The 15961-nt window shown below is 33.9% G+C and carries 17 protein-coding genes; 5 read left to right on the forward strand and 12 right to left on the reverse strand.

What is annotated here, in order from left to right; genetic code table 11:
• Positions 1–70: 70 nt before the first annotated feature.
• The 6 genes from BIW12_RS11470 to BIW12_RS11495 all read right to left on the reverse strand — a co-directional run bounded on the left by BIW12_RS11470 (position 71) and on the right by BIW12_RS11495 (position 6879).
• Entirely contained in the window at positions 71–781 is a 711-nt protein-coding gene (locus BIW12_RS11470; protein WP_071185238.1) for a DUF4369 domain-containing protein, read from the reverse strand.
• An 82-nt stretch (positions 782–863) separates the two neighbouring features.
• Positions 864–2720, reverse strand: a complete 1857-nt coding sequence (locus BIW12_RS11475; RefSeq protein ID WP_071185239.1) for a M61 family metallopeptidase — start codon at positions 2718–2720, stop codon at positions 864–866.
• A gap of 104 nt (positions 2721–2824) precedes the next feature.
• A complete protein-coding gene (locus BIW12_RS11480) occupies positions 2825–3103 on the reverse strand; it encodes a DUF2805 domain-containing protein (protein ID WP_071185240.1) in 279 nt (92 codons plus the stop codon).
• A gap of 222 nt (positions 3104–3325) precedes the next feature.
• Entirely contained in the window at positions 3326–4216 is an 891-nt protein-coding gene (locus BIW12_RS11485; protein ID WP_071185241.1) for an EamA family transporter, read from the reverse strand.
• 73 nt (positions 4217–4289) lie between these two features.
• On the reverse strand, positions 4290–5453 hold the full coding sequence (locus BIW12_RS11490; RefSeq protein ID WP_071185242.1) for a DUF1501 domain-containing protein: 1164 nt from the start codon (positions 5451–5453) through the stop codon (positions 4290–4292).
• Between the two features lie 25 nt (positions 5454–5478).
• On the reverse strand, positions 5479–6879 hold the full coding sequence (locus BIW12_RS11495; protein ID WP_071185243.1) for a DUF1800 domain-containing protein: 1401 nt from the start codon (positions 6877–6879) through the stop codon (positions 5479–5481).
• 197 nt (positions 6880–7076) lie between these two features.
• On the opposite strand from BIW12_RS11495, the gene BIW12_RS11500 reads away from it, so the two are divergent.
• Positions 7077–7547: a hypothetical protein gene (locus tag BIW12_RS11500; protein ID WP_071185244.1), complete on the forward strand. Its 471-nt coding sequence runs from the start codon at positions 7077–7079 to the stop codon at positions 7545–7547.
• A gap of 55 nt (positions 7548–7602) precedes the next feature.
• On the opposite strand, the gene BIW12_RS11505 is transcribed toward BIW12_RS11500, so the two are convergent.
• From BIW12_RS11505 to htpG, 6 genes are all read right to left on the reverse strand, one after another.
• Positions 7603–8313: a DUF3784 domain-containing protein gene (locus tag BIW12_RS11505; RefSeq protein WP_083382113.1), complete on the reverse strand. Its 711-nt coding sequence runs from the start codon at positions 8311–8313 to the stop codon at positions 7603–7605.
• A gap of 37 nt (positions 8314–8350) precedes the next feature.
• Positions 8351–8908 carry a DUF4256 domain-containing protein gene (locus BIW12_RS11510; RefSeq protein ID WP_071185246.1) on the reverse strand — a complete coding sequence of 186 codons (558 nt, stop codon included), beginning with the start codon at positions 8906–8908 and terminating at the stop codon, positions 8351–8353.
• 98 nt (positions 8909–9006) lie between these two features.
• Complete coding sequence (locus BIW12_RS11515; RefSeq protein ID WP_071185247.1) at positions 9007–9573, reverse strand: YdeI/OmpD-associated family protein; 567 nt, start codon at positions 9571–9573, stop codon at positions 9007–9009.
• 118 nt (positions 9574–9691) lie between these two features.
• Complete coding sequence (locus tag BIW12_RS11520; RefSeq protein ID WP_071185248.1) at positions 9692–9997, reverse strand: GIY-YIG nuclease family protein; 306 nt, start codon at positions 9995–9997, stop codon at positions 9692–9694.
• A 213-nt stretch (positions 9998–10210) separates the two neighbouring features.
• Positions 10211–10786: a hypothetical protein gene (locus BIW12_RS11525; RefSeq protein ID WP_071185249.1), complete on the reverse strand. Its 576-nt coding sequence runs from the start codon at positions 10784–10786 to the stop codon at positions 10211–10213.
• Positions 10787–10929: 143 nt separating this feature from the next.
• The gene (htpG, locus tag BIW12_RS11530; RefSeq protein ID WP_071185250.1) at positions 10930–12813 is read right to left on the reverse strand and encodes a molecular chaperone HtpG; all 1884 of its coding nucleotides are present in this window, start codon (positions 12811–12813) and stop codon (positions 10930–10932) included.
• Positions 12814–12995: 182 nt separating this feature from the next.
• Here htpG and BIW12_RS11535 point away from each other — a divergent pair, with 182 nt between their 5' ends.
• The 4 genes from BIW12_RS11535 (at position 12996) to BIW12_RS11550 (ending at position 15896) form a co-directional block, all read left to right on the forward strand.
• Complete coding sequence (locus tag BIW12_RS11535; RefSeq protein WP_071185251.1) at positions 12996–13472, forward strand: lipocalin family protein; 477 nt, start codon at positions 12996–12998, stop codon at positions 13470–13472.
• A 38-nt stretch (positions 13473–13510) separates the two neighbouring features.
• Entirely contained in the window at positions 13511–14206 is a 696-nt protein-coding gene (locus BIW12_RS11540; RefSeq protein ID WP_071185252.1) for an OmpA family protein, read from the forward strand.
• A gap of 302 nt (positions 14207–14508) precedes the next feature.
• On the forward strand, positions 14509–15456 hold the full coding sequence (locus BIW12_RS11545; protein WP_071185253.1) for an ABC transporter ATP-binding protein: 948 nt from the start codon (positions 14509–14511) through the stop codon (positions 15454–15456).
• A 107-nt stretch (positions 15457–15563) separates the two neighbouring features.
• Positions 15564–15896 carry a YegP family protein gene (locus BIW12_RS11550; RefSeq protein ID WP_071185254.1) on the forward strand — a complete coding sequence of 111 codons (333 nt, stop codon included), beginning with the start codon at positions 15564–15566 and terminating at the stop codon, positions 15894–15896.
• Positions 15897–15961: the final 65 nt, after the last annotated feature.

The following is a 15961-nucleotide window of genomic DNA, read 5'->3' on the forward strand; positions in this document are numbered from 1 at the left end:
TAAAAAAACAAAAAAGCATTTCAGTTATTAGTTGAAATGCTTTTTTAGAATTGGAATTATTCCGATTTTCTTAATTAGCTTTTTTTATATTAGCCACATATTCGGTTAGTTTTTTACCGTATAAAGATTGGGCTACCTTAGGCGACATAGCGTTTTTAATAGTATCTAAATATTTAACGTTAATATCATAGACTTCGGCCAGAGCAATGTAAGGAGCTATTTCGTAATCTTTATTGTTCATTGCAAAATTAACAGCAAACAAGTATTTGCGTTTTAGATTTAAGTCTTGCAACTTAGTCAGACTGTCAATAGCTTTAAGATCTTTTCTTTTAATGGCTTTGAATTTCTTTTCAATAAGCTCTAAGTTTTCATCCTTATATCTAGAAGTGGTTTTTTTATAATCTTCGTACAAATCCTGATTTTTTGAACCTGTAATTTTAGCTCCAGACAGGAAAGCATCTAAATTAGTTTCGATGTTGATAATTCCCGGTTCAGCAAAAAACATCAAATTGTTGTCTAAGGAATTGCTAACTCCACGATCTAAAAACAAATACAACATTTCAGGCGATTTCAAGTCAAGATTACTTTCAAAATGAGAGTTTCCGTCAATTTTAATGGTGTCGATGGCAACTAAGGCGGTGTCAACAAATTTTTGTATGTATAAAGTTCCTTCTTTTAGTCCTTTTACATTTCCAGTGATGTTTAGATTTCCTTTAAGTTCTTTTTTGTTACAAGAAACAATAAGGATTAGGGCAATTAATGCGAGAATTGGTTTTTTCATTGATGAATAGATTTTGTGCAAAATAAAGAAAATTGTTGAACAAATTAATGAGCGATTCTTTATTTGCGTTTTGATTTTTAGATTATGCTTTTAGCCAGGCTTCTTTTAATTGTTTTTTAGAATCATCTGCAACGTTTATTTTTTCTTTGTCTTCATGAGGTAGTTTTACGGTTCCTTTTAGTAATTCTTCTTTGCCGTTGCGTCTTATTTTTAGAGTGATTTCTTCGTTTTCTTTCCATTTGTCACTTTGATTAATCATGTCGTAAATGTTGTCATACGAATAGGCTACGTTGTTGATTTCTAAAATAACATCATCTCCTTTTAATCCCAGATGCGTGAAAAATACATTCAAATCCATATTGGGTACAACACTAATTTCATTATTATTAGGATTTACCATTACATAAGGTGTCTGACCTTTAAGGAAAACGGCTGCCGGTTCCTGTACAATTGATTTTGCCAGTCCTACTTTGGCTAAATAAACTTCGTACGGAATAGGTGTTGGTCCTGCAACATAAGTCTTTAAAAAATCGCCTACCTCAGGATATGTCAAAGCCGTAATTTTGTCAAAAAGTTCAGCATCATTAAATGGTTTACTTACTCCGTATTCATTAGATAATTTTTGCATTAAATCCAGAATTCCTCTCTGTCCGTTGCTTTTTTCTCTGATAATAATATCGATACACATTCCTATCAAAGCCCCTTTTTGATACACATTCAGGTATTGGTCTTTGTAGGGTTGTTTCAATACATTAGTACTCATTTCGGTAAAAGGCATGGTGTCATTCAGAGTTTTGGCTTCTTCGATTTTTTCGGCAATTCTATTGTAGAAATCTTCTTCTGAAATCAAGCCCTGATTGATTTGGAACAAATTGGCAAAATATTCGGTAACTCCCTCATACATCCATAAATGTTGGGACATTTTTGGTGCATTGTAATCAAAAAAATGGATTTCTTTCGAATGAATGGTTAATGGCGTTACAATGTGGAAAAATTCGTGCGAAACCACATCCATCATCGATTTTACTAATTCTTCTTTTTCCATCATTTCAGGCAATACCACCGTTGTTGCAGTAGGATGTTCAAGAGCACCAAAACCACGGGCATCATCCGGTTTTAAACTCGATAGATACAAAAGAACGGTATATTTTTTGGTAGCATTAATTTTTCCTAAAAAATGTTTTTGAGCCGTCATCATGGTTTTCATCTCAGCGGTAATGCTTTCGGCTGTATATTTTGCTGTAGGCGAGTAAACACAAATTTGAATGTCCATACCGTCCACATTAAATGTGGTGTAATCCGGTTTAGCATACATGATAGGATTTTCTACTAATTCGGCATAGCGTGAGGTAATAAAAACATCTTTTGTAGTGCTACTGTCTTTATCAATCATGGATGTGCTTCCCCATAAATTTGCAGGATGACTTACCGAAATTTCGTAAGGAGTAGTCATAAAATTGTCAAAATAGCCCACAAAGCAATGGGTGTTAATCATAAAATTTTCGCCTGCATTAATATTAGATCCGGCTGGCGAAAAAACATCGTCTTGTCCAAAACCTGTTCCTTTTTCACTATCAAAAGTATCGTTAACCAGATACGTAATTTTGCTCAAAGTTTTCGCTTTACTGATTGTCCATGAATTTTCGTCTGCTTTTTTAACAGTTAACAAATTTCCTTTTTTATCAAAAGCTTTCAAATTTTCGATGTATTTCCCATAATTGTCTTCAGAGTAAGTTCCCGGAACTGTTTTAGGGATGCGATAGGTTATTTCGTCACTATTGCTTTTTGGAGCATTTACGGTTACTAAAACCTGGTCGTTTGTAACCTCATTCAAATTGATACCCACCTGAATAATTGCCCCTTTAGTAGTTTGTGCTTGGAGCGTTTGATAATTTAAAAATAGTGAGGCAATGGCGAGAACAAAAAAAGTTTTTTTCATGTTTAATGGGATGTTTGGGTGCAATAGTTTTTAATGCTGTAATGATTTTACAACTTATGAAAATTAAAAAAAGCACTTCGGGTTGAGAGTGCTTTTACGATAGGTTAATCTAATTTATTTTTGATATAATATTTTCCATCTAAATCGTCGTCAAAATCATCAATTTTAAGCGGCTTAGGTTTCGGTTTAGTAGCCGTAGCTTTCTTTTTCCACATCTCAAATTTTTCCAGAGGCATTTTTTTCTTCATGATTTCCAGAACTTCTTTTTCAGCCAATCCAAATTCTTTTTTTATTATTTCAAAAGGATTCTTTTCCTCTAAGGCCAATGTAACAAGTTTTTCAGTTTGTTCCCAAGTCAGTTCTTTACGGTTACTCTTTTTCATCAGGTGAAAATTTATTCTAAATAGTTTTTTAAATTAAAAAATGATATTGTAATAGATTCCAATATTAATAAAAAAAATAATTACTTCAATTCAAAAGTCAGTTTTTTTTGTGTGATTATTTACTTTTTATGAAATTCTCTTTAGCTACGACTCCTGCTGTTTTTTTAGCTGTTTTTGCGTTCTTTTTTCAGCTGTTTTTAGCGTATTAAAAAACAATTCCAATTATTTATTTAAACGAATATTCATTAGAATAATTGCTGTAAGAATTAACAAAATACCCAGCCATTGTACCCAATTTACTTCTTCAGCTAATAAAAAATAAGCCATTGTTACCGAAACGGGTAATTCTAAAGCCGAAACGATGCTGCCCAGTCCAATGCCTGTAAGCGGAAAACCGGTATTGAGCAGAAAAGGAGGAATGATGGTGCCAAATAAAGACAGTATAATACCCCATTTCAGGAAAATCGAATAATTAAAAGGAGTGATTTGTGTAATAAAACCAAATAATACTACGATTAATGTTCCGCCAATGAGCATAAAAAAGCTGCGTTGTATCGAAGGAACTTCTACAGCAACTTTATTTGCTCCAAACATGGTAGTTGTAAATGCCGCAGCGGCTAATATCCCCCAAAAGAAACCACGCCAGTCTAAACTAATTTCGTCATGAAGTAAATTAGTTGCCAGGACTGTACCTATTAAAGTAATAACAACTGAAATTATTTTTTGTGTTGAAGGTCTTTTTTTGTCTAAGAACATTTCGAGTAAAACCCCCATCCAAACTGTTTGCATCAATAAGACGATACCAATGGAAACCGAGATGTATTTAACAGATAAATAGTAAAACACACTGGTGAACCCCATGGAAGTTCCCGCTAAAATGAGCTGGAGAATCTGATGTTTGGTTATTTTTACATCGTCAGTATTCTTTTTAATTTTCCGAAAAATATTTAGGAGCAAAACCGTAAAAAGACCTAAAGAAAATTGTGCTCCACTCACTTCGGCAGTGGTATAACCTTCCTGATAGGCCATTTTTACAAAACTAGCCAGCATGCCGTAACTGCTGGCTCCTAATGCTACAAATAGTACTCCTTTTAAGGTTTTATTTTTAATCATTCCTGTGTTTTTTAATGGCGGTAAAAGTACGCTATAGCAAAATGAAACAAGAATAAAAAGTCCTATTATACTGTTAAAATAAACCTTGTAAAGCCTGATTTTTTATACCAATCTTTGTGTAATCAAAATCCATTTTTTCTTTTAGTAAACTGGCATATACCGATCTAAAATCAATTTGATGTTTTAAATCCCCTTGTGATAAATCGGCTAGATTAGGGTTAGAACCAATGACTCTTCCCTGATTTTGTCCTCCAATGACAAACATAGGAGCCGCAGTTCCGTGATCGGTTCCATTACCGTTGTCTTTAACTCTTCGTCCAAATTCAGAAAACACCACTATGGTTACATTTTGAAGCAAATTGGCCTGTTTTAAATCCTGATAAAAGCTAAAAATAGCACTATCCAGTTCATTGAATTTGTTTTTTTGAATCACCAATTGGTTATCGTGAGTATCATAGCCTCCCTGCGAGGTATAATATACTTTCGAATTCAGATTTCCTTTGATTAATCGGGCAATCCATTCCAGATTTTTACCCAGTGCATTTTTAGGATAGCTGGTTTGAGTAGTCGATTGGGTTAGGGCTTTTTGAATTTCTTCCGAGCCTTCTAAGACCGAATTGGCTACTTTTCTAACAAAATCCAATGAAGGGTTCTCTGACAAAACGTCTGTTTCTTTGATGTTTTTTATTTTAAATCGATCCGGGTCTTTTACCGTAATCGAATTAGGGCTTTCTCCTTTTAATGATAAATTATCGATAGAATCGATGTTAATTCCCGCAGTAGGTGTGTGATTTACGCATTGTAAATCAAGGTAACGTCCCAGCCAGCCTTCGTTTACGTATTTATTGGAATCTGAAGCGGTTTGCCAAATTTCCTGACTTCTAAAATGCGAACGATTGGGTTCCGGATAACCTACATTTTGAATGACTGATAAATCTCCATTTTGTTGCATTTGGGCAAACCCTTTTAAGGCAGGATGAAATCCCATGCCTTTGGTTGTAGAGATAACCTCATTTTTTGAAATAGCAATTTTAGGACGTAAATCATAATACAAAGGATCTTCAAAAGGAATAAAAGTGTTCAAACCGTCATTTCCGCCATTCAATTGTACAAAAACAAGACATTGTTGACCTATGATTAGGTTTTTTTGAGATCCATAAGAAAATAAAAAATCAGGTAGTAACAGGGCTCCTCCTGTCAATGTTCCTGTAAGCGATAGAAAATTTCTTCTGTTCATAATAGGTATTGTTAGAAGGTTCTGTTTAAATTAGTTGAAATTCAGGTTCTTTGATCATAGCGTTAAAGAGTCTTAAAACAGCCTGATTAGCATTTTGAGCATTAAAATCAAAATCGTATTTTAAGATATTTTCGAAATCTTTTCGGGCATCATTATCTACCTGAAATAATAATCGGTCTGATAATTCACTGATGATTTCTTTGTTAGTTCCTTTGTTCCAATTTAGTTGAACTATTGTTTTTCTAAGTGCAGCCCGATTGTTGTTTGGGTTTTCTTCCATCATGTTGGTCATCGTTCTCTGATTGAAATATTCTCTTCCGCTACAGTACAAATCGGCCAGATTGTTGCGTTGCAAATAGATTTGAGAAGTTAGCCAGGATTTTCCGCCTTCCCAGCCTTTTACATTGGGCTGATTGAATAAATCCATACCCTGATTTTTTAAAAAAACTACTATTGGTCTATTGTTTTTAGGGCTAATATGCAATTCGGACAGTAGTTGTACACTGTATTCCAATGGGTTTTTAATCTTAGAACCAGCCGTTTTTTTATCAAATTCTTCGGTGAAAATTTTTTCCAATAGCGGTTTGATTTCAAAATTTTGCTTTCTGAAATAATCACCATAGTAAGTCACCAGTTTCTCGTCGGGATTATCATAAATGAACCATTGCAATATCTTTCGGGTAAAAAGGTACGGACTGTTTTTTTGCTTAAAAATAATATCAACAATATCATCAGCTTTAAAATGTCCTTTTTTTCCAAAATAAATAATCTCCGAATCGTCGGCTAATTTGTCCCTGTAAACACCGCCGTTTTCTCCAACACCTAATCCTGCCAATGCTTTCGCACCGTTTTTGATGTCGTCTTCGGTGTAGTTGCCAATACCTAGTGTAAAAAGTTCCAGTAATTCCCGACTTAGGTTTTCGTTGATTTTACCTTTTCGATTATCAACATTGTCTAAGTACCGCAACATAGCATTGGATTTTAAAATGGCTTTAGTCAATTCTTTGAAATTGCCAAAGGCATGTTTTCGAAGCAATTGATTGTGTTCAAAAATCCAGTAGTTGACTTTTACTTTTTGGTAGGTTGATACAAAATGATTGTGTAAAAACAAGGTCATTTTTTCCTGGAGAGGATAATCATTGTGCATCATCTTGTCCAGCCACCAGGCTTTCATGTCTAATGAGGTAAGTACTTCCTGTTTTTGAAAATCTTTTTTTTGATCATCGGTAAGTGCTTTTGATTTTTTTCGGAGTTCCCGATAATCCGACAATGTTTTGGGGCTGTCTTTTAAAAAATCGGGAATACTTTTATCAAAATTGCTTTTAAAAGAAGCGTCCAGAAATTTAGCAATTCCCATTTTTTCGATTGCAGCAGCTTGCTGGTTTGAAAAGCCTAAACGGAGAGACCAAAGCGTATTAGGATTCATAGTGAGTAGGTTTTAGTTCCGTACCGAGAGACTTCGGTATCGGGATTGGTTTATTTTTTTATGGTTGTTAATTAAGATGTTAAATAATAAAAAAGGTTTAATGGATTATTTTTTTATTCATCAGGGTAGGGTAAACCGGCTTATAGTTGTCTTATAATTGAAAGTAGTAATACTAACGATAATTAAAATTGAAAATTATGAAAACGATAAAAACAGTATTTGCATTGCTTTTTTTAGGAACAATGACAATTACATACGCGCAGGAAGCCAGAGTGGAAAGTAGAGTAAGTGTGAGTAATAGCTCTGATAAACTTTCCTATTATCAAAAAAGAGGTACTGAAGACGCTCAATATGAATTGCGCTTTGAGGCTAAAACCAAGGCTGAGGAAAAAGCTTTTTGGAAAGAACAAAAAGCCTATGAAAAAGAGCTGAAGGAAAGAGATCGAAAAGCTTATCGCGCCTATATTGCCAGCAAGAAAGATGTTTATTCCGAACATTATTATCATTGCGACAGGCATTGTCATCATGATGATTATTTTTATACCCACGCCCGATTTTATTATTACCAATACAATCAACCGACTTATTATCAGAGAACTCCAGCCAGCGGTGCCAGAATCAATACTCAAATAGGTGTACGTACCCCCAGCGTGCGATTAGGTCTTTAATATTTTTGAAGATCGCTAAAATCCGTCTTGTTTTAAAAAACGAGACGGATTTTACTTATTTGGCAGGTGTAGATTTAATTTCCTCAAATAATTTCTCATTCGATTCTTCTTTTGCAGAGTAATAAATTTTCTTTCCGTCTAATTTTGTGAGAAGAATATAGGGTTTGTTATCCCCGTTTAAAATCAGTTTCACAATTTCGCCTTTATCGGTTTTGAAATAGCCTTTTTTAACGCTTCCAAGAGAAAAACCATTGGTTCTTAGAGTGATTTTTGGTTTGTCACTAACTAATTCGATACTTTTTATGGTTTTTAAAGGTACAATTTCACCATAACTGCCTTGAAATTCAATAGTTTCAGAATTGATAAACATTTTGTTTTCCTGAAGGTCTCGCCCAAGAAATCCAATAATCAGAATTAAAGCTCCCAAAAGAATAAAAACTCCAATTTTGTTTTTTTGGGAGTTAAAATATTTAAAGCTAGTGGCAATAAAAAAAGTGTAGGCTAGAATAGGGTAGATTCCAATAAAAACTCCAGTAGCATTTTCATCAATAAAATAAGTTAATAAGGTTCCAATCGGGAAAAATGAAATGCCCAGAAAGAGATGAAATCTTCTAAAATACTGAATGTAAGCTTTAATGTTTACTTTCTTTCGCTCTTCTTCACTCATCGTATTGTATCCTGAAAGCAGGTATTTGGCATTATGCTCGTTTACAATAAATCCGATGGCGATAAAAAGCAAACTCATTCCAATTAATGTAAACATCATTTTACTTGGGTTTATTTGTTAGTAAGACTTGAATAATTTAAACTTTTAACGCTCCGCGAAATCCTCTGGCAGCATAATAGGATTCAGCACCATTGTGATATACAAATACGGTTTCGTAACGGAAATCAGCAAAAATAGCTCCGCCTAATTTTCTAATTTCGGCAGGAGTTTCAATCCAGCTTGATGTTTTGGTATCGAATTTTCCTAATTTTTGTAACTCACGGTATTGTTCTTCTGATAAAAGTGAGATTCCCATAGTGGTAGCTAAATCAATAACGCTGTTTTTTGGTTTGTTTTCTTTTCTGGCATCCAATGCCTGACGATCGTAACAAAGGCTTCGGCGTTCTTTAGGACTTTCGGCAGCGCAATCATAAAATGTATATTCGTCTGTGGTTTTATCATAATGGACAACATCGGGTTCGCCGCCTGTTCTTTCCATTTCGTTCAGTGACCATAGTTTTTCAGGATTTGCTTCCAATTTAACTTGAACTTTATCCCATTCCAAACCTTCATGGCGATTTTGGTTTTTTTCAAATCGTTCTTTCAGTGTTTTTAAAAGTGCTTCGGATTCTGATGATGACAATTTCTTTTCCATAGTGATGATTGTTTTTGTTGTGATACTAGCTTTGTCGAAGTGTTGTTTTAACGAGGTCTTCGACAAGCTCAGACTGGCAGATGTACAATTAAGTAATTCTATCTCATTTTACAATTTCGTTCGCACAAATCGATGACTTGACTGATTCTGGATTGTCTTGTTTCTTGACGTTTAGCTTGGCTTACCCAATATAAATAATTTTTTTTATAGGATTTACTGAAGGCTTCATAATTAGAAAAAGCAACTGGGTTTTCAGCAAAAGCCTGTTGTAAGTCTTCCGGGATTTCTAGGTTTTCGATTGCATCTAAACTCTCCCAAGAACCATTTTTCTTAGCCGTTTCAATTTTTTTCAAACCGCTTTCGTGCATTAAATTGGCAGCAATTAAATCTTCGATATACCCTTTGTTTATTTTGCTCCAAATACTTTTGTCTTTTCTAGGCGTAAAAAGCTGTTGTCTGCGGTGTTCATCCAGTTTTCTAACTGTTGAATCAATCCAGCCATAACAAATAGCGACTTTTACCGCTTCTTCCCAACGCATACTTTCTGCCTCGTGTGCTACTTTATAAAAAATCAAATACACCGCCTTATAGCTGCTGTGGTTTTCATGTAGCCAGACTCTCCATTCGGAAGCATTTTTAAAATAGAGTATTGGTTTTTCGTTCATGGTGTTATTTATATAATGATCCACAATTTTGTCATTGCGAGGAACGAAGCAATCTTATCGAGTAACTCGGCAAAGTTGTTTATTGTTGTGAACATGGTTTTAAATTTATAAATAAGTATTATTCAGTCATTATATCTTTAATTTCGTCAAATAAATCTTTCCATGTTGGATTGATAGATTGAATCAATTTGTTTTTGGCAGCCCTTGAACCTGCTTTTATTTGTTTTTCACGAGCTATAGCATCTTCAATCCATTGAAATTGCTCATAGTAAACTAATATGTTTACATCGTACCGGGCTGAAAAGGATGTTGGGTATTTCTTGTTTTTATGCTCTAAAATTCTTTCTGGAAGATTTGATGTGACACCAACATAAACTACCGTTTGGTATTTATTGGTAATGATATACACAAATCCTGGTTTCATTTTTTTTAGTTTTATTGAGAGGTTAGCGATGTAATTGTATTTTACATACTAGATTTACTCTTTTTAGTGAGGTTGCTTCGCTATCGCTCGCAATGACTTAAACCGTCTAGTATGTCATTGCGAGGAACGAAGCAATCTCATTTAGTAATTCGACAAAGTTGTTTATCATTTTGGGTATTGATTGTAAATCCGTATTGGCTGTTTAAATTTGAATTATTTTCCATGTTTCTCCATGTTTTCCAAGAAATATGAGTTTTGAGATTTACATCTCTTATTATTTATATCAACTTCTATGTATGCTTTTTTATTGTTACTTGAGAATATTGGATTTGAAATAATGATATATTCAAAATTTGAATTTTTGTATTCAAGTTTAGTTAAAGAAACTGTCTTAATTTTTTTTGATATTTCCTTAGAAATCAAATTACTGCTTAAACAGTAATTTTGTTCAACAAAATTTAAAGAATCATTTTTATCGAAGAATGCTTTGCCATTATAATTCGTTTGTAGAAGTGTTTCTATGAAAACATCCGATTTTTCAGATATTAAATCTTTTTTAGGTGGAAGTTTTATAATTACTTTTTTCTTTTTAACATTGAAATCAATCCTAATATTGAGTTTTTTTAAACTTGTACAAATCGGGAATATATTTTTTGATGTAGTGTCGATAAGAGTTAATATTATATTGTTAGTTTCAATTTCTCTTATTTTTACATTAGTATTACAATTTTCTCTATTGTTACAACTTATGGTCATAATCAAAATCAAAAAGACAGCGACTTTTTTCATATGATTCTTGATTTAGTAATTATTTTATTCTCAAATATATTAAAATATTCTTACAAAATAAATATTCGGATTTACTCCTAAACGAAAAAGACCTGCAAGTGAAAAACTTGCAGGTCTTGATACCTAATTCTATTTACGTGATACTACTTTATCAACTCAAAGCTACGTTTTACAAAAGCAGTTAAAGCTTCTCCTTTTAATAAGTTTTGTGACAATTTAGCTAAGTCTAAAGCTTGTTTTACAAGGCTTTCCTGAGCTGTTTTGTCGGCAGTTGTTAAAATTGTTGATGCCAAAGGTGAATTAGTGTTTACCACCAAATTGTACATTTCTGGCATGTTACCCATTCCGAACATTCCGCCACCGCCAGTTTGGCTCATTTCTTTCATTCTACGCATGAATTCCGGTTGCGTGATGATAAATGGAGCTGCCTGACTGTCTAAAGATTCTAGTTGTACGGTATATGTTTTTGGGATAAACGATTCTAAAGATGTTTTTAAGCTTTCTTTTTCTTCATCAGAAAGTTTAGAAATAGTAGTTTCGTCTTTCTTGATTAAGTTATCAATATGATCAGAATCTACACGAACAAAAGTCAGGTTTTGATTGTCGTTTTCTAATTTTTGAATTAAATGCGAAATAATTGGAGAGTCTAACAATAGTACTTCGTATCCTTTTGCTTCGGCAGTTTCAATGTAAGCGTGTTGCGCTTCTTTGTTTCCTGCATAAAGAACTACCAGTTTTCCGTCTTTGTCAGTTTGCTTGTCTTTTAGGTTTTCTTTTAATTCTTCAAGCGTGTAATATTTGTCATTTACCGTTGGGTACAATACAAAAGCACCTGCTTTTTCATAGAATTTATCTTCCGAAAGCATTCCGTATTCTAAAACGATTTTGATGTCGTTCCATTTTGATTCGAAATCAGCTCTGTTTTCGTTGAACAATGATTTCAATTTATCAGCTACTTTACGAGTGATGTAGTTCGAAATTTTCTTCACTGCACCATCAGCCTGTAATCCTGAACGGGAAACATTCAAAGGAATATCCGGAGAATCCACGACTCCGCGAAGCATCATCAGGAATTCAGGTACAATTCCTTCTACGTTATCAGTAACAAAAACCTGATTTTGGTACAGCTGGATTTTGTCTTTTTGAATTTGCATATCCGAACCTAATTTAGGGAAATACAAAATTCCGGTAAGGTTGAACGGATAATCTACATTTAAGTGAATGTTGAATAATGGTTCCTCAAATTGCATTGGATACAATTCGTGGTAGAAGGTTTTATAATCTTCTTCGTTTAAATCAGCCGGTTGTTTAGTCCAAGCCGGATTTGGGTTGTTGATGATGTTGTCAGTTTCAACAGTTTCATTAACGTAATCTTCAGGAGCATCTTCTGGTTTTGGTAAAGTTTCAGTTCTGGTTCCAAATTTAATTGGAATAGGCATGAACTTATTGTACTTATTCAATAATCCAGTGATTTTAGAATCTTCTAAGAATTCTAAAGAATCTTCGGCAATGTGAAGAATAATTTCAGTACCACGATCGGTTTTGTCAGCTGGTTCCAGAGAGAATTCAGGACTTCCGTCGCAAATCCAGTGTGCTGCCGGTTCGTCTTTGTATGATTTAGTGATAATTTCCACCTTAGAAGCGACCATAAAAGCCGAGTAGAAACCAAGACCAAAATGACCAATAATTCCTGAATCTTTAGCGCTGTCTTTGTATTTTTCAAGGAATTCTTCGGCACCTGAAAAAGCCAGTTGGTTGATGTATTTCTCCACCTCGTCGGCTGTCATACCGATACCCTGGTCAATAATGTGCAGTTTTTTACCCTCTTTGTCAATCTTTACTTCAAGAATTGGATTGCCATATTCTACTTTGGCCTCACCGATGTTAGTCAGGTGTTTTAATTTTAATGTTGCATCTGTTCCATTTGAAATTAACTCACGTAAAAAGATCTCGTGATCGCTGTATAAGAACTTTTTAATTAGCGGAAAGATATTTTCCACCGAAACATTAATTTTTCCAGTTGTCATATTTAAAATTTTTTAATAGTGTTTTACAATCGGTTACAGCTTATTCAAATAAAGTACCAATTCGATTCGGGGTGACAAAATGTCTTACTCGTAAATTTTGTAATAAAATAATATCATTTTGAAATAAAATCCGTAAGTTAGATTGTATCTTTGCCTAAGTTTAATATTAAAAATGATAAACGATGAAAAAAATATTTTTTGTTACAGCAATTGCATTAGCGTTGTTTTCTTGTAAAACATCTTCAGTTACTGCCACTAAATTAGACAGGGGGATTCAAACCGGGATTAAAGGAAATTGGGTTATTAGTTCTGTTTCTTATCCGGGTTCAGAGTACATTAAGGTAAATTCTTTTCAATTAGCCGATTCAAAATGTTTTGAAGGAAGTACCTGGAAGTTTGTTTCTAATAACAACAAGGGAACAATGGCTTTGACTAAGTACGATTGTCCTGTTTTTAGTTCGCCTATTACCTGGTTTGTGAATTCTAATGGAGAATTTGTATTGAAAATTTTAGATGCTGGTGAAAAAGCCAGAAAGGTGAGAGATGGTTACGTTTTGCAGGTAGCTAATCAAACAGAAAGTTCTTTCCAATTAGTAGATAGAATTGATGTGGGCGGAAAATTAACAGCTGTAGTTTACCAGTTTCAACGTGTGAATTAATCCTAAGAAGTTTAATAAATAACAAAAAAAAAATAATTATGAAAAATATATCAGTATTAGCATTAGCTTTTGTGATGGTTTTAGGTTCGCTTTTCACAAGCTGTGAGGCCGTAAAAAATACAAATAAAACGCAAAGAGGAGCTGCTATTGGAGCTGCCGGTGGAGCTATCCTTGGAGGAATCCTTGGAAACAACCTTGGAAAAGGTGGAAAAGGAGCTATGGGAGCAGTTATTGGTGGTGTTGTAGGTGGAGTTGCCGGTGGTGTTATTGGTAATAAAATGGACAAACAAGCCCGTCAAATTGATCAGGCTATTCCGGGTGCTGACGTAGAGCGTGTAGGTGAAGGAATTAAATTAGTTTTAAATGAAAATGCGATTCGTTTTGATACGAATAAATCAACTTTGACAGCTGCTGCAAAAGCAAATTTAGACAAGTTAGTAACTGTTTTCAATGAATATCCGGATACTGATATTACTATTTTTGGATATACTGACAGTACAGGACCGGCTGATTACAACCTGAAACTTTCAGGTGAGCGTGCTACATCGGTTAAAAATTATTTAGCAAGCAAAGGAATTTTAGCAAGCAGATTTACTATTCAGGGGATGGGAATTGCTGATCCAATTGCAGATAATGGAACTGTTGAAGGAAGAGCTCAAAACCGTCGTGTAGAATTTGCGATTGTTGCCAATGCTAAAATGAAAGCTGACGCTGAAAAAGAAGCAGGGAAGTAGTTTTTTTTTAGTTTTTTTAAAATATCAAAAGCCGTTTCGTTATTATAGCGAAGCGGTTTTTTTGTTTCTTTACCGCAGATTTGCTGATTATTATAAAACAATCTGCGAATCTGTGGTAATTTTTAAAAATCCTTCTTAAGCGCTGCCCTGACAGAATTTTTATTATGAAAATAAAATCTGTTTTTTATCCGTTAAATGGATGTTGTCCGTGGCTGATTTTTTTATAGATATTTCTAAATTCTCCTCTTTTTTTATACCAAAGAAATCTATCTTTGCAATCTCAAAAAAACATTCTTTTAAAAATGCTTCAAGTTCAAAATATCTCCTTTGGTTATACCGAAAAACCAGTGGTTCAAAACATTCATTTCTCTGTAAAAAAAGGACAAAATATTGCTGTAATTGGCGAAAGTGGTTGTGGTAAAAGTACTTTGTTGAAATTGATTTATGGGTTGTATGATTTAAACGAAGGGAATATTTTTTGGAATGAAACCGAGGTTTTAGGTACGAGTTTTAATCTGGTTCCCGGAATGCCATTTATGAAATACTTGTCGCAGGATTTTGATCTGATGCCTTATATTACGGTGGCTGAAAATGTGGGGAAATATTTGTCGAATATTTTTCCTGAAAAGAAAAAAGCACGCATTCAGGAGTTATTGGAAATTGTAGAAATGACCGAATATGCCGATGTAAAGGCAAAATACCTGAGTGGCGGGCAGCAGCAACGTGTGGCGCTAGCCAGGGTTTTAGCCTTAGAACCCGAAGTTTTATTGCTTGATGAACCTTTTAGTCATATTGATAATTTCAGGAAAAATGCACTGCGTCGCAATTTGTTTGCTTACTTAAAAGCACAGGGAATTACGGTTATTGTTGCTACTCATGATAGTACCGATGCGCTTTCTTTTGCCGATGAAACTATTGTGTTGCAAAACGGAAAAATGTTAGCCAAAGCCAATTCACATGATTTGTACAACAATCCAATAAATAAGTATGTGGCTTCTCTTTTTGGTGAAGTAAATGAATTGAGATTGTCCCAATTGATCAATGTGGAAGGTGAAGACGAATTGGTTTTGCTGTATCCGCATCAGTTAAAAGTAACCGAAAACGGAGTGATGAATGTATTGGTCAAGCAATCTTATTTTAAGGGAAGTCATTATCTTATAAAAGCGGTTTTTGACAGAAAAGTTATTTTTTTCGAACACAACTCAGCATTAGCAACTGATACAGTAGTTTGTTTGAATTTTAATATTTAATTAAAGATTTCCGTTTTATTTTTTATTATTTTTAGCTTAACTAATCAGATAAATTTTTGTAGAGGTTCTGATTTTTAGATGATTATTAATTTAAAAGATAATTAAGAATGGGAAAATTTGTAATTACAAAAAGAGTTAATGGCGAATTTCAGTTTAATCTGAAAGCGGGTAATGGTCAGACCATTTTGGCAAGCGAAGGTTATGCAACCAAAGCCGCTTGTGAAAACGGAATTGAATCGGTTAGAAAAAATGCTCAGGAAGACGGTCGATTTGACCGTAAAGAATCTTCAAACGGCAAATTTTATTTTAATTTAAAAGCCAGTAATGGTCAGATTATTGGTAATAGCGAAATGTATGAATCGCTTGCATCCATGGAAAACGGTATTGAATCCGTAAAGAAAAATGCAGCTGATGCAGTTGTAGAGGATCAGACAGCTTAATTAAAATAAGCAGAATTGAATAGAGAAAACCAGTTTTTAGACTGGTTTTTTTATTACATTTATAG

The organism is Flavobacterium commune (genome assembly GCF_001857965.1).
Classification (GTDB): domain Bacteria; phylum Bacteroidota; class Bacteroidia; order Flavobacteriales; family Flavobacteriaceae; genus Flavobacterium; species Flavobacterium commune.